21 protein-coding genes and 1 riboswitch are annotated in these 18,837 nt (G+C 63.4%); of the genes, 17 read left to right on the top strand and 4 right to left on the bottom strand.

Annotated features, from left to right (window positions below):
- Positions 1 to 26: 26 nt before the first annotated feature.
- From QMK50_RS07175 to purM, 3 genes are read right to left on the bottom strand one after another with little or no spacing between them, the layout of a single operon-like run.
- Positions 27 to 740: a DUF3108 domain-containing protein gene (locus QMK50_RS07175; RefSeq protein ID WP_095170346.1), complete on the bottom strand. Its 714-nt coding sequence runs from the start codon at positions 738 to 740 to the stop codon at positions 27 to 29.
- 8 nt (positions 741 to 748) lie between these two features.
- Positions 749 to 1,399: a phosphoribosylglycinamide formyltransferase gene (gene purN / locus QMK50_RS07170; protein ID WP_320332846.1), complete on the bottom strand. Its 651-nt coding sequence runs from the start codon at positions 1,397 to 1,399 to the stop codon at positions 749 to 751.
- Positions 1,399 to 2,457: a phosphoribosylformylglycinamidine cyclo-ligase gene (gene purM / locus QMK50_RS07165; RefSeq protein WP_095170344.1), complete on the bottom strand. Its 1,059-nt coding sequence runs from the start codon at positions 2,455 to 2,457 to the stop codon at positions 1,399 to 1,401. The genes purN and purM overlap by 1 nt, the downstream gene beginning before the upstream one ends.
- 226 nt (positions 2,458 to 2,683) lie before the next feature.
- On the opposite strand from purM, the gene QMK50_RS07160 reads away from it, so the two are divergent.
- The 7 genes from QMK50_RS07160 (at position 2,684) to QMK50_RS07130 (ending at position 8,135) form a co-directional block, all read left to right on the top strand.
- Positions 2,684 to 2,857, top strand: coding sequence for a hypothetical protein (locus tag QMK50_RS07160; RefSeq protein ID WP_162530191.1), 174 nt, complete (start codon positions 2,684 to 2,686; stop codon positions 2,855 to 2,857).
- Positions 2,844 to 3,884, top strand: coding sequence for a DUF2066 domain-containing protein (locus tag QMK50_RS07155; protein ID WP_320332845.1), 1,041 nt, complete (start codon positions 2,844 to 2,846; stop codon positions 3,882 to 3,884). The genes QMK50_RS07160 and QMK50_RS07155 overlap by 14 nt, the downstream gene beginning before the upstream one ends.
- A 34-nt stretch (positions 3,885 to 3,918) precedes the next feature.
- Positions 3,919 to 4,992, top strand: coding sequence for an AI-2E family transporter (locus QMK50_RS07150; protein WP_095170342.1), 1,074 nt, complete (start codon positions 3,919 to 3,921; stop codon positions 4,990 to 4,992).
- A 146-nt stretch (positions 4,993 to 5,138) separates the two neighbouring features.
- Complete coding sequence (gene hda, locus QMK50_RS07145; RefSeq protein WP_008033543.1) at positions 5,139 to 5,843, top strand: DnaA regulatory inactivator Hda; 705 nt, start codon at positions 5,139 to 5,141, stop codon at positions 5,841 to 5,843.
- Positions 5,844 to 6,056: 213 nt separating this feature from the next.
- Complete coding sequence (locus QMK50_RS07140; protein ID WP_095170341.1) at positions 6,057 to 6,680, top strand: C40 family peptidase; 624 nt, start codon at positions 6,057 to 6,059, stop codon at positions 6,678 to 6,680.
- 232 nt (positions 6,681 to 6,912) lie between these two features.
- Positions 6,913 to 7,446, top strand: a complete 534-nt coding sequence (locus QMK50_RS07135) for a C40 family peptidase (RefSeq protein ID WP_095170340.1) — start codon at positions 6,913 to 6,915, stop codon at positions 7,444 to 7,446.
- 26 nt (positions 7,447 to 7,472) lie between these two features.
- Positions 7,473 to 8,135, top strand: a complete 663-nt coding sequence (locus tag QMK50_RS07130) for a class I SAM-dependent methyltransferase (RefSeq protein ID WP_095170339.1) — start codon at positions 7,473 to 7,475, stop codon at positions 8,133 to 8,135.
- A gap of 9 nt (positions 8,136 to 8,144) precedes the next feature.
- Here the strand turns inward: QMK50_RS07130 and QMK50_RS07125 are convergent, their stop codons facing one another.
- Positions 8,145 to 9,458: a sorbosone dehydrogenase family protein gene (locus tag QMK50_RS07125; protein ID WP_320332844.1), complete on the bottom strand. Its 1,314-nt coding sequence runs from the start codon at positions 9,456 to 9,458 to the stop codon at positions 8,145 to 8,147.
- A gap of 137 nt (positions 9,459 to 9,595) precedes the next feature.
- Positions 9,596 to 9,833, top strand: a riboswitch (cobalamin riboswitch).
- Positions 9,834 to 9,913: 80 nt separating this feature from the next.
- Between QMK50_RS07125 and cobO the strand changes: the two genes are divergently transcribed.
- The 10 genes from cobO (at position 9,914) to QMK50_RS07075 (ending at position 18,816) form a co-directional block, all read left to right on the top strand.
- Positions 9,914 to 10,525, top strand: a complete 612-nt coding sequence (gene cobO / locus QMK50_RS07120; protein WP_095170337.1) for a cob(I)yrinic acid a,c-diamide adenosyltransferase — start codon at positions 9,914 to 9,916, stop codon at positions 10,523 to 10,525.
- A gap of 10 nt (positions 10,526 to 10,535) precedes the next feature.
- Positions 10,536 to 11,867, top strand: a complete 1,332-nt coding sequence (locus QMK50_RS07115) for a cobyrinate a,c-diamide synthase (RefSeq protein WP_320332843.1) — start codon at positions 10,536 to 10,538, stop codon at positions 11,865 to 11,867.
- Complete coding sequence (bluB, locus tag QMK50_RS07110) at positions 11,864 to 12,514, top strand: 5,6-dimethylbenzimidazole synthase (RefSeq protein WP_320332842.1); 651 nt, start codon at positions 11,864 to 11,866, stop codon at positions 12,512 to 12,514. The genes QMK50_RS07115 and bluB overlap by 4 nt, the downstream gene beginning before the upstream one ends.
- Positions 12,511 to 13,419, top strand: a complete 909-nt coding sequence (cbiB, locus tag QMK50_RS07105; RefSeq protein ID WP_095170334.1) for an adenosylcobinamide-phosphate synthase CbiB — start codon at positions 12,511 to 12,513, stop codon at positions 13,417 to 13,419. The genes bluB and cbiB overlap by 4 nt, the downstream gene beginning before the upstream one ends.
- Positions 13,412 to 14,413 carry a threonine-phosphate decarboxylase CobD gene (cobD, locus tag QMK50_RS07100; protein WP_320332841.1) on the top strand — a complete coding sequence of 334 codons (1,002 nt, stop codon included), beginning with the start codon at positions 13,412 to 13,414 and terminating at the stop codon, positions 14,411 to 14,413. The genes cbiB and cobD overlap by 8 nt, the downstream gene beginning before the upstream one ends.
- Entirely contained in the window at positions 14,401 to 15,852 is a 1,452-nt protein-coding gene (locus QMK50_RS07095) for a cobyric acid synthase (RefSeq protein WP_320332840.1), read from the top strand. Before cobD ends, QMK50_RS07095 begins: the two co-directional genes overlap by 13 nt.
- An 84-nt stretch (positions 15,853 to 15,936) precedes the next feature.
- Complete coding sequence (gene cobU, locus QMK50_RS07090) at positions 15,937 to 16,458, top strand: bifunctional adenosylcobinamide kinase/adenosylcobinamide-phosphate guanylyltransferase (protein ID WP_320332839.1); 522 nt, start codon at positions 15,937 to 15,939, stop codon at positions 16,456 to 16,458.
- Positions 16,455 to 17,510 (top strand): nicotinate-nucleotide--dimethylbenzimidazole phosphoribosyltransferase, encoded by a 1,056-nt coding sequence (gene cobT / locus QMK50_RS07085; protein WP_320332838.1) that lies wholly within the window; start codon positions 16,455 to 16,457, stop codon positions 17,508 to 17,510. The genes cobU and cobT overlap by 4 nt, the downstream gene beginning before the upstream one ends.
- On the top strand, positions 17,507 to 18,082 hold the full coding sequence (gene cobC / locus QMK50_RS07080) for an alpha-ribazole phosphatase family protein (RefSeq protein WP_320332837.1): 576 nt from the start codon (positions 17,507 to 17,509) through the stop codon (positions 18,080 to 18,082). The genes cobT and cobC overlap by 4 nt, the downstream gene beginning before the upstream one ends.
- A gap of 2 nt (positions 18,083 to 18,084) precedes the next feature.
- Positions 18,085 to 18,816 carry an adenosylcobinamide-GDP ribazoletransferase gene (locus QMK50_RS07075; protein WP_159997462.1) on the top strand — a complete coding sequence of 244 codons (732 nt, stop codon included), beginning with the start codon at positions 18,085 to 18,087 and terminating at the stop codon, positions 18,814 to 18,816.
- Positions 18,817 to 18,837: the final 21 nt, after the last annotated feature.

Here is an 18,837-nt window from a genome sequence, read left to right as displayed (position 1 = left end):
CGCGAGGCTTTTGGGTGTTTCCAGGCTTAGCTGCCTTTGACCGACTTGCCGTTGACGGTGCCGTCCAGGAGCATGATGTTGTACTCCTTGCCGTCGGTTTCGACCTGTTGCAGGCGAACCAGCAGGTAGTCCCAGTCCTTGGCGAACCACATCACGGTGATGCGTTTGCTTTGTGTCGGGTCGCGTACGCGCTCCACCTTGATCGCGTCGATCTGGCCGGCCTTGGTGTCGACTTTCTCGGAGCCCAGGACGCGGAAGTCGTAGGTATCGACTTCGCCGTCATCGACCACTTGGTAGCTCATGCTTTTCTTGCCGGCGGCGACATCGTGCTGCAGGGCGAGCTGATAGGTGGATTTGTCGACCATGCCGCGGTTCAGCGGGATCTTGACCGCGTCACCGCGATCAGTGCCGGTGACCATCTTGGTGGTCCAGTCGAAATCCAGATCAGCCTTCTTGGCCTTGCCCAGGCCGCCACGCTCGAAGTGATACGACTGCGGCAGCAGGGTGTCCTTGTCGAGTGTCAGGGTGCTTTCTTCGGTCAGGCTGGCAATCATCATGGAGGCCTTGAAGCTGAGCTTCCAGACACCATTGGCTTGTTTGGCCAGGCTGCGTTCGGCAGTGCCGCTCATCGGCAGCTGTTTCCAGTCGGCGGTGTAGCTGGCGGAGAACGGTTGAAGGTCTGCAGCCTGCGCGAGTGGCAGGGCGAACAGAGCGCAAGCGAAGAGCAGGGCGCGACGCATAAAATCTCCTAGTTACGAATCAAGTGACCGCTGGCCTCGAGCAACTGGCCATCCAGTAAAGCACCTTCTTCGCCAAGGCTCAGGCGGCCCTCGGCAAACCAGCGAACAGCCAACGGATAAATCTGGTGTTCGCGTACGTGTACGCGTTGCGCCAGACTTTGCGGCGAATCATGCAACTCTACCGGTATTACTGCCTGTACGACCAGTGGGCCGCCGTCGAGTTCCTCGGTAACGAAGTGCACGCTGCATCCGTGTTCAGTGTCGCCGGCCTCCAACGCTCGCTGATGAGTGTGTAACCCTTTGTATTTGGGTAGCAGCGAAGGGTGGATATTGAGCAGGCGGCTCTGATAGTGGCGCACGAAATCAGCGCTGAGAATGCGCATGAAACCGGCCAGTACCACCAGCTTGGGCTGGAATTCATCGATCAGTTCGATCAAGGCGGCATCGAAGGCCTCGCGGCCTTCGAAAGCCTTGTGATCCAGGGCGCGGGTGTCGATACCCGCGTCCCTGGCGCGCTGAAGGCCGTAGGCATCGGCGCGGTTCGAGATCACGGCGCGGATGCGGACAGGGTTGTCCGCATGCTGTGCGTCGTCGATCAAGGCCTGCAAGTTACTGCCGGTGCCGGACAACAGCACCACCACATCACAGGTCTTGGACATCAATGAGCCTTGAGGTTCTTCAGTTCAACCTGAGCCGCGCCTTCGGCAGCGGTGGAGATCTGACCGATGACCCAAGGCTGCTCGCCGGCTTCACGCAGCACGTTCAGCGCGGTTTCAACGTGCTCTTGAGCGACGCAGATGACCATGCCCACGCCGCAGTTCAGCACGCGGTGCATTTCGTTTTCGTCGACGTTGCCTTGCTCTTGCAGCCAGTCGAACACGGCAGGACGGGTCCAGCTCGCAACGTCAACCACGGCTTGTGCGCCTTTTGGCAGGACGCGTGGGATGTTGTCCAGCAGGCCACCACCGGTGATGTGGGCCATGGCTTTTACAGCGCCGGTGTCCTTGATCAGCTTGAGCAACGGCTTGACGTAGATGCGGGTCGGCGCCATCAGCAGGTCGGTCAGCGGCTTGCCATCGAGTTCGATGTTCTCGATGTCGGCACCGGATACTTCGATGATCTTGCGGATCAGCGAGTAGCCATTGGAGTGCGGGCCGGACGAAGGCAGGGCGAGCAGGGCGTCGCCGGCGGCCACTTTCGAGCCGTCGATGATCTCGGCTTTCTCGACCACACCGACGCAGAAGCCGGCCAGGTCGTAGTCTTCGCCTTCGTACATGCCAGGCATTTCAGCGGTTTCGCCGCCAACCAGGGAGCAGCCGGACAGTTCGCAGCCAGCGCCGATGCCAGTGACCACCTGGGTGGCGGTTTCGACGTTGAGCTTGCCGGTGGCGTAGTAGTCCAGGAAGAACAGCGGTTCGGCGCCGCACACCACCAGGTCGTTAACGCACATGGCCACCAGGTCGATGCCGATGCTGTCGTGCTTGTTCAGGTTCAGTGCCAGGCGCAGCTTGGTGCCAACACCGTCGGTGCCGGAAACCAGTACAGGCTGCTTGTAGCCGGCCGGGATTTCGCAGAGGGCGCCGAAACCGCCCAGGCCGCCCATGACTTCCGGGCGCGCAGTGCGCTTGGCGACGCTCTTGATGCGTTCGACCAATGCTTCACCGGCGTCGATGTCTACACCGGCGTCCTTGTAGCTCAGGGAGGGTTGCTTGCTCATGATCCAGGCCTTTAGGGGGGATTCAGGGGTAACGACCGAGTCTGGCGGGAAGGCTGAAAGCGTCCTGGCGGGAGTGCCGCGCAAAACATTTCAGATCACCCGGCCATTGCCGGTCTGCGAAGGCGCGCGATTTTATCAGGCTTGAGGGGCAGCGGCCATCCTCGGGCCGACGGGCAGGGGCATATCGGCAAAAAAAAGCAAAAAATGCCGGCGTTGGAGATCTCGTGTGTCGCTGTATAAGGTAGAGCTGTTTACCGTCTATGGTTATGACGGAGTAAAAACTTCCAGCGATCGCGTGAATGTTTTGCTGGGGCGCGTGGTCACAGCCCTGTTCAAATTGATTCATGCGGTGCGTTCCAGCCGCTTTCTGTCGTCGGGAATCTTCCATGCGTCTGTGTAAATTGTTGTTTGCCGGTGTGTTGTCAGTGCTCAGCCTGGCCAGCCAGGCCCAAACCGTCAAAGGTCTCTATCAGGTGCGCGAACCGGTCAGCAACCAGACCCCGCAAGAGCGCGACCAGGCCACCCAGCGTGCGCTCGACACCCTGGTGTTGCGCCTTACCGGAGATGCCAAGGCCTTGCAAAGCCCCGGCCTGGCCGCCTTGCGCAAGGACCCGCAACAAATCATCAGCCAGTACGGCTACGATGCCGGGCCGCCGGAAAGCCTGCAGGTCGAATTCGATCCGGCGAGCACCGATCGCGCGTTGCGCCAGGCCGGGCTGGCGGTGTGGGGCGCCAATCGGCCGTCGATCCTCGGTTGGTGGCTCAACGACTCCAGTGAAGGCTCGAGCCTGGTGGGCGACGGCCAGTCCAGTGCAGAGCCCTTGCGCCGTGCGGCCCAGCATCGTGGGTTACCCTTGCGCCTGCCGCTGGCCGACCTGAGCGAGCAACTGGTCGCCACCGCACCCAATCTGCAAGGTAATGATGCCACTGCGCTGCGCAGCGCCTCCGAGCGTTATGGTGCCGATGGCCTGCTGGCGGTACATGCGCGTGAGGATGGCGGTGCATGGCAGGCCAAATGGCATCTGTGGCTGGGAGACCAGCGTGAGCAGGGCAGCGTGCAGGGGGCGGATAGCGCGGAGGTTGCCGACGCGGTGTTGCTGGCAGTGAGTGAGCGCCTGGCGCCGCGCTTTGCCTCCAAGCCGGGGGCGTCCGGCGAGCAGGTGCTTGAAGTGCAGGGCATGAACCTTGAACGTTATGCTGCGCTGGGGCGCTTGCTGGAGCCCTTTGGTGCCCGTTTGCAGCGGGTGGTGGGTGACCGGATCGTGTATCGGGTCAATGGCAGCAGCGAGCAACTGCGTGCGCAGTTGAGCCTGGCCAAGTTGCAGGAGGTGCCCGTAGCGGCGCCTGCGCCACTGGCCCCGGGCGCCGAGGGTACGCCTGCGGCAGTGGCGGCAGCACCCAAGGCGCAATTGAGTTTTCGCTGGTAGTTTTTCTTTTCCTATATAGAAGCAGGAGTGGTACATGGCCGATTCGCGGCGTTGGGTTTGGCTGGGTGGGGTCGTCCTGCTGTGTCTGTTCATTTATCTGTTGCACCCGATCCTCACGCCGTTCCTGGTGGCGCTGGGGCTGGCGTACCTGTTCGATCCGATGGTCGACCGTCTGGAAAAGTACGGTCTGTCGCGGACCTGGGGCGTGGTGGCGGTGTTTGCCGTGTTCACCTTGATCGTCATGGCCTTGTTGCTGGTGCTGGTGCCGATGCTGGCCAAGCAGTTGTTCAGCCTGTACGAACTGGCTCCGCAGATGCTCGACTGGCTGCAGCACACCGCGATGCCATGGGTGCAGGCCAAGTTGGGGCTGGCGGACGGGTTCTGGAAGTTCGACAAGGTCAAGGCTGCCATCAGTGAGCACATGGGGCAGACCACCGACATCGTCGGGGTGGTGCTGAGCCAGGCCACGGCGTCCAGCCTGGCGCTGATCGGGTTGCTGGCCAACCTGGTGTTGATCCCGGTGGTGAGCTTTTACCTGCTGCGCGATTGGGATGTGATGATGGCCAAGATCCGCAGCCTGCTGCCGCGTGATCGTGAGGCGCGGCTGGTGTCGCTGGCCGGCGAATGCCATGAGGTGCTGGGCGCCTTCGTGCGCGGGCAGTTGCTGGTGATGCTGGCGTTGGGGGTGATCTACGCGGCGGGCCTGATGCTGGTCGGCCTGCAGTTGGGGTTGTTGATCGGCCTGATTGCCGGTCTGGCGGCCATCGTGCCCTACATGGGCTTTGTGATCGGGATTGGCGCGGCGTTGATTGCCGGACTGTTCCAGTTTGGTGGCGACCCGTACCCGATGATCGGGATTGTCGCGGTGTTCATGGTTGGCCAGGCCCTGGAAGGCATGGTGCTGACGCCATTGCTGGTGGGTGACCGGATTGGCCTGCACCCGGTGGCGGTGATCTTCGCGATCCTGGCCGGTGGCGAGTTGTTCGGCTTTACCGGGATCCTGCTGGCGTTACCGGTGGCGGCGGTGATCATGGTGCTGGTGCGTCACGTGCAAGATTTGTACAAGGATTCGGGAATGTACAGTGGGGCCCAGGGGCCCGAGGCGTGAGTGCCTCTGGCCCGATACTGGCAAGTTAACGCAAACCTTTGATTTTGCTTATGGTCTGTTGCATTGTGCGGCTGGCTTCACGGGTATAAACTTTGCAAACTTTACACAGAGGCCACTAACGGTTCCTTTGGAACTGTTCAGTCAGCATGAAACCGATTCAGCTGCCCCTAGGTGTGCGTCTGCGTGATGACGCCACCTTTATCAATTACTACCCTGGCGCCAACGCCGCTGCACTCGGCTATGTCGAACGCCTGTGCGAAGCCGACGCCGGCTGGACCGAAAGCCTGATCTATCTGTGGGGCAAGGACGGCGTGGGGCGTACGCACTTGTTGCAGGCGGCGTGCCTGCGCTTCGAGCAGTTGGGCGAGCCGGCGGTGTACCTGCCGTTGGCCGAATTGCTGGACCGGGGTATCGAGATCCTCGACAACCTCGAGCAGTACGAGCTGGTGTGCCTGGATGACCTGCAGGCGGTTGCCGGGCGAGCAGACTGGGAAGAGGCGCTGTTCCACCTGTTCAATCGGCTGCGCGACAGTGGTCGGCGCTTGCTGATCGCAGCGTCGACTTCGCCGCGGGAGTTGCCGGTCAAGCTGGCCGACCTCAAGTCCCGTTTGACCCTGGCGTTGATTTTCCAGATGCGTCCGCTGTCCGATGAGGACAAACTGCGCGCCCTGCAACTGCGTGCCTCGCGCCGCGGTCTGCACCTGACCGACGAGGTCGGGCATTTTATCCTGACTCGTGGTACCCGCAGCATGAGTGCCCTGTTCGAGCTGCTTGAGCGCCTCGATCAGGCGTCCCTGCAGGCTCAGCGCAAGCTGACCATTCCCTTCCTCAAAGAAACCCTGGGCTGGTAAAACCGCGGCCTGTAGCGCGTTTCGGCAAATTTCAGGCGTCAGAAAACCCGCAGGCGAACGGCGTTCGTCATGCGTGCAGATTTATAATGGGCTTAAGCGCTTAGATGGCGGGGCGAAACTGCAAAGTCACATTTAAATCGATTGAATTTGCAAATGAGGGTGATAGAAGGCATAGTCTCGGCTTCTTTACACAATTCAGCCACGGTCGTGCCCATGCTAAAGCGCTTCGCACCCCTCGTGCCTCTCGCACTCGTCACCCTGTTGTTTGGTTGCGCTGCACACTCCCCAGTGTCCCAGCAAGAGCCCCAGCAACAGGTCAAGAACTCTGTTACCGCGCAGTCTTCCGCTGTTTATCAGGAAGAACTGGCAACCGAAAAAGAGCTGGCCGCGTTTGCGGGCCGCAAGCCTTACCAGATGCCGGTCCTGGCCGACAGCATCCTCGAACGTGGCATGTCCCTGATCGGTACCCGTTACCGTTTCGGTGGTACCTCTGAAGCCGGTTTCGATTGCAGCGGCTTCATCGGCTACCTGTTTCGCGAAGAAGCGGGCATGAACCTGCCACGCTCCACCCGCGAAATGATCAACGTTGATGCGCCACTGGTTTCGCGCAGCAAGCTGGAACCGGGCGACCTGCTGTTCTTCGCCACCAATGGTCGTCGCGGGCGTGTCAGCCACGCCGGGATCTACCTCGGTGACAACCAGTTCATCCACTCCAGCAGTAGCCGCAGCGGCGGTGTCCGGGTCGATAGCCTGGGCGACAGCTACTGGAGCAAGACCTTCATCGAAGCCAAGCGCGCCCTCGCCATGGCTCCGACCACGGTCACTGCCCGCAAGTAAGCGGGCAGGCTGGCAACGGCGCTCCAGGCGAGCGCCGGCCAGCGCAAAGACCATCTTCCCGGCAATACCCCTTCTTTTTGTAGTGCAAACTTAAAGTCTTACTTGAAGTTTGGCGCGTAGCCGCTAGAATCCTGATCTATTGTTGATCAACTAACCGCGTAAGCCCTGCTTACGCGGTTTTGTTTTCAGCCTCCCGGCAGTGACAGCCGCAGCCAGATCAGGATGTTCGGTAATGACGATGTCGGCCCGCCTTGCACTCATGTTCTGCGTCGCGCTGCTCAGCGCCTGCGCCAGTCGCACGCCGCCACCGGCCAAGGTGGTCCGCGCACCGATTTTTGCCCCTACCCAGAATTTCTCCCCGGCTGCCGAAGACGTGCTGTTTCGCGCCTTGGGCCTGGTGGGCACACCCTATCGCTGGGGCGGTAATACTCCGGATTCGGGATTTGATTGCAGTGGCTTGATTGGCTATGTCTACCGGGATGCAGCGGGTATTTCCCTGCCGCGCACCACCGGTGAAATGATCGGCATGCAGGCCCCGAGCGTCGGCAAAGAGGCCCTGCAGACTGGCGATGTGATCTTCTTCGCCACCAACGGCGGCTCACGGGTCAGTCACGCTGGCATCTACGTCGGCGAAGGACGCTTCGTGCACGCGCCGGCTACCGGTGGTACGGTCAAGCTCGACAGCTTGTCCAAAGCCTATTGGCAAAAAGCCTACCTGAGCGCCAAGCGCGTACTGCAACCCGAGCACCTGGCGCACAATCCCTAGTTCACAACGGGTTGGCAGAGGTGGTAATGACCGCGCGTACGCTCAATCTCGACGATGCCCTCTATCAGTACCTGCTCGACGTCTCGCTGCGCGAAACGCCGCTGCAACGTCGTCTGCGTGACGAAACCCAGGCGCTGCCCATGGCACGTTGGCAGGTAGCGCCGGAGCAGGGCCAGTTCCTCGCGTTGCTGGTCAAGCTCAGCGGTGCGCGCCGGGTGATTGAAGTGGGGACGTTCACCGGTTACAGCGCCCTGTGCATGGCCGCGGCCCTGCCGGACGACGGGCAACTGATCTGCTGCGACATCATTGGTGACTACAACGCCACAGCGCGGCGCTACTGGCAGGAAGCCGGCCTCAGCGAGCGCATCGAACTGCGCCTGGCGCCGGCGTTGCAGACCCTGGAGCAGATCGAGCAGCAAGGGCAGGGCGGCGCTTTCGACTTGATTTTCATCGATGCCGACAAGGCCAACTATCCGGCCTACCTGGAAAGCGCCCTGCGTTTGTTGCGCAGCGGCGGCCTAGCGGTGTTCGACAACACCCTGTGGAGTGGCCGGGTCCTGGAGCGCCAACCCGAGAGTGCCGATACCCGCGCCATCCAGGCACTCAACCTGGCCTTGAAGGATGATCCGCGGGTCGACCTGTCGTTATTGCCCCTGGGGGATGGCCTGACGCTGTGCCGCAAACGCTAGGCGCTGCGGTCATTGGCGGGCGGATACCCGCCACACCTTGTTGCCCACATCGTCGGCCACCAGCAAGTTACCCTGCCGATCGATCACCACTCCCACCGGCCGCCCCATGGCCTCTTCGTCCTGGTTGAGGAAGCCGCTGAGCACATCCAGCGGTTCCCCGCTTGGCTTGCCGGCACTGAAGGGTACGAAGATCACTTTGTAACCGCTGTGCGGTTTGCGGTTCCACGAGCCGTGCTGGCCGATAAACGCGCCTTCGGTAAACGGGGCTGGCAACGTGCTGCCTTCGGCGAAGGCTAGGCCCAGGGAGGCTGTGTGTGGGCCCACTGCGTAGTCCGGGGCGATGGCCTTGGCCACCTGATCCGGATCTTGCGGGCTGACGCGGACATCGACGTGTTGGCCGTAGTAGCTGAACGGCCAGCCATAGAAGCCGCCATCCTTGACCGACGTAATGTAGTCCGGCACCAGGTCGCTGCCGATCTCGTCTCGCTCATTGACCGCCGTCCACAGTTTGCCCGAGCTCGGTTCCCAGGCCATGCCGTTGGGATTGCGCAGGCCGGAGGCGAAAATCCGCTGATTGCCGGTGGCACGATCCACCTCCCAGATAGCGGCGCGGCCCTGTTCCTGCTCCAGGCCGTTTTCCCCGACATTGCTGTTGGAGCCCACCGTGACATACAACTTGCTGCCGTCCTGGCTGGCAATGACGTTTTTGGTCCAGTGGTGATTCAGCGTGCCACCGGGCAGGTCGATGACTTTCATGGGTTTGGTGGTGATTGAGGTTTGTCCCTCGACATAGTTGAAGCGCAGCAAACGATCGGTGTCGGCGACGTACAGGTCGTTGCCGACCAAGGTCATGCCAAACGGCGAATTGAGGTTTTCGATAAAACTGCTGCGGGTTTCGGCCACGCCATCGTGGTTGCTGTCGCGCAGCAGGGTGATGCGGTTGGCGCTGGGCACCGCGGCCCCAGCGCGGTCCATGACCTTGCCCATGACCCAGCCACGGATGCCCTTGCCATCTTCAGGCTTGGCTGGCGCATTGGTTTCTGCGACCAGTACATCGCCGTTGGGCAGCACGTAGAGCCAGCGCGGATGCTCCAATCCTTCGGCAAAGGCGACTACCTGGGTGCCGGGCGCTGCGGTCGGCTTGGCGCCATTGGCCCAGCCGACAGCGGGCGCGATGTTGACCGTCGGTATCAGGGTTTTGTTGGGTTCAGGCAGCTTGGGCGAAGGCCCGGTGCCATCCTCGACCCTGAGGCTCGAGGATTCTCCACAGGCGACCAGGCCTGCGGCCAGGGCGATGACACCAACGAGGCGGGACGTGGACATGCGGCTCTCCCTTTGAATGCACTGCTTAAGCCATAGAGGCGTCAGCATGACCTTAGGTTCAATTCGTCAGGTGGCGCTTTGCATTCTTGCTGCCGATTAGCCCGGCTTTAATTGACGCTCCACCCCCAACCCACTAACCTTCGCGACTTGTTTCAGGTGCTCGGTGACCCCAGGGTCGATCGAGTGAAACAGGGAAGCCGGTGAGCGCGCGTTCTATGACAGAACGGGTGACGATCCCGGCGCTGCCCCCGCAACGGTAAATGAGTGAAAACGACGCTTTGAGCCACTGTATCGGTGTCCGATATGGGAAGGCGCGTCGTCCGGCCAGCGCGCCACTCATGAGCCCGGAGACCGGCCTGATCCATCCAGCGGCATCACGGTGGGCGATGCCAGGCTTCTTGCCGTCTATTTCTATGCCTGCCCGCCGTTATCCAGCCTCAACGGAGAGCTCCCCCATGACTGATTCCCCTGATCGTGACGAACGCCATCTGGCGCGCATGCAGCGCAAAAAAGCCGTGATCGATGAGCGTATTGCCAACTCACCCAACGAATGTGGCCTGCTGCTGGTGCTGACCGGCAACGGCAAAGGCAAGAGCAGTTCGGCGTTCGGCATGCTCGCCCGCGCCATGGGCCATGGCATGCAGTGCGGTGTGGTGCAGTTCATCAAGGGCCGCAACAGCACGGGCGAGGAGCTGTTCTTCCGGCGCTTCCCGGAGCAGGTGCGGTTTCATGTGATGGGCGAAGGGTTCACCTGGGAAACCCAGGACCGCCAGCGTGATATCGCCGCTGCCGAGGCCGCCTGGCAGGTGTCCCGCGAACTGCTGCGCGACCCGGCCATCGGCCTGGTGGTGCTCGATGAGCTGAACATCGCCCTCAAGCATGGCTACCTCGATCTCGATCAGGTGCTCAGCGACCTGCAAGCCCGCCCGCCGATGCAACACGTGGTGGTTACCGGCCGCGCGGCCAAAGAGCAAATGATCGAACTGGCTGACACCGTCACCGAAATGGGCGTGATCAAGCATGCGTTCCAGGCCGGGATCAAGGCGCAAAAAGGCGTCGAGCTGTGAGCCTCTTTTCATGACCAGCAGTCGTTTTTGCCCGGCGGTACTGATCGCCGCGCCAGCCTCCGGGCAGGGTAAGACCACCGTCACCGCGGCCCTGGCCCGTTTGCACCGCAATCAGGGGCGCAAGGTCCGGGTGTTCAAGTGCGGCCCGGATTTTCTCGACCCGATGATTCTCGAACGTGCCAGTGGCCAGCCGGTGTATCAGTTGGACATGTGGATGGTCGGCGAGCAGGAAAGTCGCCGGCTGTTGTGGGAAGCCGCGGCCGAGGCTGACCTGATCCTGATCGAAGGGGTCATGGGCCTGTTCGACGGTACCCCGTCCAGTGCTGACCTGGCGCGCCACTTCGGCGTGCCGGTGCTGGGGGTGATCGACGGCACCGCCATGGCCCAGACCTTTGGTGCACTGGCGTTGGGCCTGGCGCGTTATCAGCCGGACCTGCCATTTGCCGGCGTGCTGGCCAATCGGGTGGGCACCCTGCGCCACGCTCAGTTACTCGAAGGCAGCCTTACCGAAGGCTTGCGTTGGTATGGCGCATTGTCCCGGGAAACCGGGATTGAATTGCCGAGCCGGCACCTGGGCCTGGTACAAGCCAGTGAGCTGAACGACCTCGACCTGCGCCTCGATGCAGCCGCCGAGGCCTTGGGTAGCAGTTGCCAGGTGGCCTTGCCGCCCGCAGTGGAATTTGCCGCGCCCGAGGTGATCCCAGTCGAGCCTTTGCTGGCCGGTGTGCGGATCGCCGTGGCCCGGGATGAAGCCTTTGCTTTCACCTATGGCGCGAGCCTGGACTTATTGCGTGCGATGGGCGCCGAGCTGCGGTTCTTCTCGCCGATCCGCGACAGCCAGTTGCCAGAGGCAGATAGCCTGTACCTGCCTGGTGGCTACCCGGAATTGCACCATGTGGCCTTGTCAGGCAACACCGCGATGCTCGATGCCATTCGTGGCCATCACGCCGCCGGCAAGCCGCTGCTCGCCGAATGCGGCGGCATGCTGTATCTGCTGGATTCCCTGACCGACGTGGAAGGCACGCGGGCCGAACTGGTGGGTTTGCTCAAAGGCGATGCGACGATGCAAAAACGTCTGGCGGCGCTGGCGCTGCAGGCGGTCGAGCTGCCGGAAGGCGCGTTGCGTGGGCACACCTATCACCATTCCCTGACCAGCACCGAGCTTGAGCCGATTGCGCGTGGACTGAGCCCGAACGGCGGGCGAGGAGCGGAGGCGGTTTATCGTGAGGGGCGGATGACGGCTTCTTATGTGCACTTTTATTTTCCGTCCAATCCCAGCGCTGTAGCCGCGTTGTTTGCGCCAGACCCGGTGGTAGCGAGCTTGCTCGCGAAGAGGCCATGAGCAATAACGCATTCTGCGAAGTCGAACGCGCAGCGGTTTACCGCGCCATCGCCGAGCGCCGTGACATGCGCCACTTCAGCGGTGGCACGGTGGAGCCTGAGCTGCTGCGTCGTTTGCTTGAAGCTGCGCATCAGGCGCCCAGTGTTGGCCTGATGCAGCCATGGCGCTTCATTCGCATCAGCGACCGGACCTTGCGCGGGCAGCTCCAGGCGCTGGTGGAGGAGGAGCGCATCCGCACCGCCGAAGCCCTCGGCGAGCGCAGCGATGAGTTCATGAAACTCAAGGTCGAAGGCATCAATGACTGCGCCGAAGTGCTGGTTGCCGCGTTGATGGACGATCGCGAACGGCATATTTTCGGCCGCCGTACCTTGCCGGAAATGGACATGGCGTCGTTGTCCTGTGCAATCCAGAACCTCTGGCTGGCCTCCCGTGCCGAAGGTCTGGGCATGGGCTGGGTTTCGCTGTTCGAGCCCCAGGCACTGGCCGATCTGTTGCAACTGCCGGCCGGAGCCAAGCCCGTGGCGATTCTCTGCCTGGGCCCGGTCAAGGCCTTTTACCCGGCGCCGATGCTGGCCCTTGAAGGCTGGGCGCACGTGCGTCCGCTGCATGAACTGCTGTACGAAAATGTCTGGGGAGTGAATCAATGAGTGTGGCGTTGTTGAGTGTCGCTGCCGTTGCGCTGGATGCGCTGCTGGGCGAACCCAAGCGCTGGCATCCGCTGGTGGCGTTCGGTCGATTTGCCGGGCGCATCGAGCAGCGTTTCAATTCTGCCGGGCGTGGCTGGCGCAGTCATGGAGTCACCGCGTGGGTGCTGGCCGTGGTGCCGCTGACCCTGCTGGCCACGGCGTTGTCCTGGCTACCCTACCTCGGTTGGATCGTCGAGATCCTGGCCCTGTATTGCGCCCTGGGCTTGCGCAGCCTGGGCGAACACGTCGAGCCGGTGGCCCAGGCGCTGCGCAGCGATGACCTGGACGAAGCGCGCACCCGTGTCAGTTACCTGGTCAGCCGCCAGACCAGTGAGCTGGACGCCACTGAAGTGGCTCGCGCGGCCACCGAGTCGGTCCTGGAAAATGGCAGCGACGCGGTGTTTGCCGCGCTGTTCTGGTTTGCCGTGGCCGGGGCGCCCGGGGTGGTGCTGTATCGCCTGAGCAATACCCTGGATGCCATGTGGGGCTATCGCAACGAACGTTTCGAGCGCTTCGGCTGGGCGGCGGCGAAAATCGACGACGTGCTCAACTACATTCCCGCACGCCTGGTGGCCCTGACCTACGCTGTGCTCGGCAAGACCCGGCTGGCCCTCAAGTGCTGGCGCACCCAGGGACCGACCTGGGACAGCCCGAATGCCGGCCCGGTGATGGCTGCCGGGGCTGGGGCGCTGGGCGTCGAGCTGGGCGGGGCGGCGATCTATCATGGCGAGCTGCACCAGCGTCCACCCTTGGGCGAAGGCGTGCCGGCGGACGCCAGCTCCATCGACCGTGGCTGGCAGTTGGTCCAGCGCGGGGTATGGTTATGGCTGTTGATCCTCTGTGTGGGGGCTGAGTTTTATGCTTGAACACGGTGGTCGCCTGCGCAAGGCGGCGTTGCACTATGGGATTGCCGAAGCCGACTGGCTCGACCTCTCCAGCGGGCTGGCGCCCTGGCCGTGGGACATCCCGCCGATTCCCGCCAGGGCCTGGGCCCGCTTGCCGGAAACCGAGGACGGCCTGGAGCAGGCCGCCCGGCAATACTATGGCGCGACTCAGTTGCTGCCGGTCGCCGGTTCGCAGATGGCCATCCAGTTGCTGCCGCGTTTGCGGCGGGCCGGCAAGGTCGGCGTACTGTCGCCTTGTTACGCCGAACACGCCGAAGCCTGGCGGCGTAACGGTTACATCGTGCGCGAGGTGTTGGAGCAGGAGGTGGAATTTTTCATCGACAACCTCGACGTGCTGGTGGTGGTCAATCCCAACAATCCCACGGGCCTTAGCCTGACCCCGGAGCGCCTGCTCGACTGGCATGCCCGCTTGGCGCAGAGAGGCGGCTGGCTGGTGGTGGACGAAGCGTTCATGGACAACACCCCGCACCTGAGCCTGGCGTCTTTCGCCCATCAGGTCGGGCTGATCGTGTTGCGCTCCTTCGGCAAGTTCTTCGGCCTGGCTGGGGTGCGCTTGGGGTTTGTCCTGGCCGAACGGCGGCTGCTCAATCTGCTCGCTGAGCAGGTGGGCCCCTGGGCGGTTGCCGGGCCGACGCGGGTGCTGGGGCAGGCCTGCCTGCTCGACAGCGAAGGTCATCGCCGGCAACGCCAGCGTAGCGAAGAGGCGAGCGAACGCCTGGTCGAACTGCTGGAGCGCCATGGTTTCAAGCCTCAGGGCGGCTGCGCGCTGTTCCAGTGGTTGAGCACCGAACGGGCCGAGCACTTGTATGAATTCATGGCGCGCCAGGGCATTTTGCTGCGCCTGTTCAGCCACAACAGCAGCCTGCGCTTCGGCCTGCCAGCCGACGAAACCGACTGGTTGCGCCTGGAGCGGGCCTTTGTCGCCTACGCCAAGGAAACCCCATGCCAACGTTGATGGTTCAAGGCACCACGTCCGATGCCGGCAAAAGCACTCTGGTCACGGCGCTCTGTCGTTGGGCGACGCGCCAGGGAGTGCCGGTGGTGCCGTTCAAGCCGCAGAACATGGCACTCAACAGCGCTGTCACCGCCGACGGTGGCGAAATCGGTCGGGCCCAGGCGGTACAGGCCCAGGCCGCGAACCTCGAACCCCACACCGACATGAACCCGGTGCTGCTCAAGCCCAACAGCGATACCGGTGCCCAGGTGATCATTCACGGGCGCGCGGTGACCAGCATGAATGCCGTCGCCTACCACGACTACAAGGCCATCGCCATGCAGGCGGTGCTCGCCTCGCACCAACGCCTGAGCGCGGCCTATCCGCTGGTGATGGTGGAAGGGGCGGGCTCGCCGGCCGAGATCAACCTGCGGGCCGGCGACATCGCCAACATGGGGTTTGCCGAGGCTGTCGATTGCCCGGTGGTATTGATTGCCGACATCAATCGTGGTGGCGTCTTCGCCCATCTGGTGGGCACCCTGGAGTTGCTCTCGGCCAGTGAGCAGGCGCGGGTCAAGGGCTTCATCATCAACCGTTTTCGCGGTGACATCGCCTTGCTGCAGCCGGGCCTGGACTGGCTGGAGGCGCGGACCGGCAAGCCGGTGATCGGAGTCTTGCCGTATGTCATGGACCTGCACCTGGAGGCCGAGGACGGCATCGACCAGCGCCAGGCCGACAAGGCCGAACAGGTACTCAAGGTGGTGGTGCCGGTATTGCCGCGCATCAGCAACCACACCGACTTCGATCCGCTGCGCCTGCACCCCCAGGTCGACCTGCAATTCGTCGGGCCGGGCCAGGCGATACCGCCTGCTGACCTGATCATCCTGCCGGGCTCCAAGAGCGTGCGCAGCGACCTTACGTACCTGCGCGCCAATGGCTGGGACACCGCCATCGCCCGTCACCTGCGCTACGGCGGCAAGCTGCTGGGCATCTGCGGTGGCCTGCAAATGCTCGGCACGCAGTTGCATGATCCGCTGGGCCTGGAAGGGGCCGCGGGCTCCAGTGCCGGGCTCGGCTTGCTGGCCTTCGACACGGTGCTTGAGGCCGAGAAGCAACTGCGCAATGTGCGTGGTCGCCTGGTCTTGGAAAACGCCGAGGTCAGTGGTTATGAAATTCATGCCGGGGTCACCCGCGGCGTGGCGCTGGAGCAGCCTGCTGTATTGCTCGACGATGGCCGCAGCGATGGCGCCCAGAGTGCCGATGGACAAGTCCTCGGGACTTACCTGCACGGCTTGTTCGAGTCCCCGGCGGCGTGCAGTGCACTGTTGCGCTGGGCCGGGCTTGCGGATGTGCAGGCAGTCGATTATCACGGCTTGCGCGAGCGCGATATCGAGCGCCTGGCGGACCTGGTGGAGAAGCATCTGGATACCGGGTTGTTGCGTGAGCTCTGTGGTTTGTAGGTTGACCGGCCTGGCCTCTTCGCGGGCAAGCCCGCTCCTACACAGAGCTGCCGACCCTGATACCGCTCATAGAAGGTAAAGACCATGCTGCAATTGATCCTCGGCGGTGCCCGTTCCGGCAAAAGCCGCCTGGCTGAAAAGCTCGCCGCCGACAGCTCCCTGGCGGTGACCTACATTGCCACCAGCCAGCCGCTGGACGGCGAAATGAATGCCCGGGTCGCCCATCACCGGGCACGCCGCCCGGCCGAGTGGGGCTTGATCGAGGAACCCCTGGCGCTGGCTCGGGTACTGCGCGAAACCGCCAGTGCCGAGCGTTGCCTGCTGGTGGATTGCCTGACCCTGTGGCTGACCAACCTGCTGATGCTCGACAACCCCGAGCGTCTGGCCCAGGAGCGTGAAGCCCTGCTGGACTGCCTGGCGTCGTTGCCGGGAGAGGTGATTCTGGTCAGCAACGAAACCGGAATGGGGGTCGTGCCACTGGGCGAATTGACTCGCCGTTATGTCGATGAAGCCGGTTGGTTGCATCAAGCCCTGGCTGAGCGCTGTCAGCGTGTCGTATTGACCGTCGCCGGCCTGCCCCTGACTTTGAAAGGTACTGCGTTATGACTCAATCCTGGTGGCTGAACCCGTGCAAGGCCGTTGATCGCCAAGCCCTGCAAGATGCAGAGCAGTTGCAGCAGCAACTGACCAAGCCGGCCGGTTCGCTGGGGCAGCTGGAAACGCTGGCGGTGCAGTTGGCGGGGTTGCAAGGCCGGCTCAAGCCGAGCGTGAACCAGTTGTGGATCGGGATTTTTGCCGGTGACCACGGGGTGGTGGCCGAAGGTGTCTCGGCCTTTCCCCAGGAAGTCACCGGGCAGATGTTGCGCAACTTCGTCAACGGCGGCGCGGCCATCAGCGTGCTGGCGCGCCAACTGCAAGCCCGGCTGGAGGTGGTCGACCTCGGCACCGTGACCCCCTCGCTGAATCTGCCGGGGGTGCGCCACCTGCACCTGGGCCCTGGCACCGCCAACTTCGCCCGTGGCCCGGCGATGACTCCGGCCCAAGGCGCACAAGCCTTGCAAGCCGGGCGCGACACGGTGTTGCGAGCCCTGGCCGAAGGCGCGGAGCTGTTCATCGGCGGCGAGATGGGCATTGGCAATACCACCGCGGCCAGTGCCTTGGCCTGTGCCTTGCTGGATTGCCCGGTGGCCCACCTCACCGGCCCGGGCACCGGCTTGGACACGGCGGGCGTCAGCCACAAGACCCAGGTCATCGAACGCGCCCTGGCCTTGCACGCGGCGCAGCGAGGTGATCCGTTGCAAACCCTGTTCAACCTCGGCGGCTTTGAAATCGCCGCGCTGGTCGGCGCTTACCTGGCCTGTGCCCAAGAGGGGCTGGCGGTGCTGGTGGACGGCTTTATCTGCAGCGTTGCGGCCCTGATTGCCGTGCGCCTCAATCCTGCGTGTCGCGAGTGGCTGCTGTTCGGCCATCGCGGGGCGGAGCCGGGTCACCGGCATGTCCTGCAAGCGTTGAACGCGCAACCGCTGCTCGAACTCGGCTTGCGCCTGGGCGAGGGCAGTGGTGCGGCGCTGGCGGTGCCCTTGTTGCGCCTGGCCTGCGACCTGCACGGGCAGATGGCGACCTTTGCCGAGGCGGCGGTTGCCGATCGCCCGGCATGACCTTGCACCTGGACCTGCTACGCCACGGTGAAACCGAACTGGGCGGCGGCCTGCGCGGCAGTCTGGATGACGCGCTGACGCCACTGGGTTGGCAGCAGATGCGCGACGCCGTCGTAGGCGCTGGCCCCTGGGACCGCCTGGTGAGTTCGCCCCTGCAACGCTGTGCGCGGTTTGCCGAGGAACTGGGCGCGCAACTGGGCCTGCCGGTAAGCCTGGAGCAGGACCTGCAAGAGCTGCATTTTGGCGCCTGGGAGGGGTGCAGCGCGGCGGCGTTGATGGAGACTGACGCTGATGCCCTTGGCCGTTTCTGGTCGGACCCTTATGGTTTTACCCCGCCCGAGGGCGAGCCAGTCAGCGACTTTTCGGCGCGGGTGTTGGCGGCGGTGCAGCGCTTGCACCAGGCCTATGCCGGTGAGCGGGTGTTGCTGGTCAGTCATGGCGGTGTCATGCGCCTGCTACTGGCGCGCGCGCGCGGGCTGCCTCGCGAGCAGTTGCTGAACGTCGAAGTCGGCCACGGCGGGCTGTTTTTCCTGCGGGTCGAGGCTGACGCCATGCTTCGGGAAGAGGCGTAGACATGTTGCCAATGTGGATCGCCCTGCAATTTCTCAGCAGCCTGCCGATTCGCCTGCCGGGCATGCCGTCACCTCAGGAGCTGGGGCGCTCATTGCTGTTTTATCCGCTGGTGGGCCTGTTGTTTGGTGGGCTGTTGTGGGGCCTGAACGGACTATTGGGGGGCGCGCCGGCGCTGTTGCACGCGGCCATCCTGCTGACGGTCTGGGTGGTGCTCAGTGGCGGCTTGCACCTGGACGGCCTGGCCGACAGTGCTGATGCCTGGCTCGGTGGTTTTGGTGACCGCGAACGCACCCTGACCATCATGAAAGACCCACGCAGCGGACCGATTGCCGTGGTCACCCTGGTGCTGGTGCTGCTACTCAAGTTCGCCGCCTTGCTGGCACTGATCGAACAGCAGGCCACGGTCGCGCTGATCCTCGCGCCACTGCTCGGGCGCACGGCCTTGCTCGGCTTGTTCCTGACGACGCCTTATGTGCGGGCGGGGGGGCTGGGGCAGGCATTGGCTGACCACTTGCCACGCCAGGCCGGCCGGCGGGTGCTGCTGCTCAGTGCGCTGGCCTGTGTACTGATCGCGGGCTGGGGTGGAGTGATTGCGCTGGTGGTGGCGGTCGGGGTGTTCGCCGGCGTGCGTCATTTGATGATGCGCCGCCTTGGCGGGACAACCGGGGATACGGCGGGGGCGTTGCTGGAATTGCTGGAAGTGGCGGTGCTGATGGCTTTGGCGCTGGTTTGAGGGGAGGCGAAAATCGTAAGC

Source organism: Pseudomonas sp. P5_152 (assembly GCF_033989915.1).
Lineage (GTDB): Bacteria > Pseudomonadota > Gammaproteobacteria > Pseudomonadales > Pseudomonadaceae > Aquipseudomonas.
The sequence above is the reverse complement of the archived record's forward strand: the minus strand, read 5'-3'. Positions and strand labels throughout refer to the sequence as shown.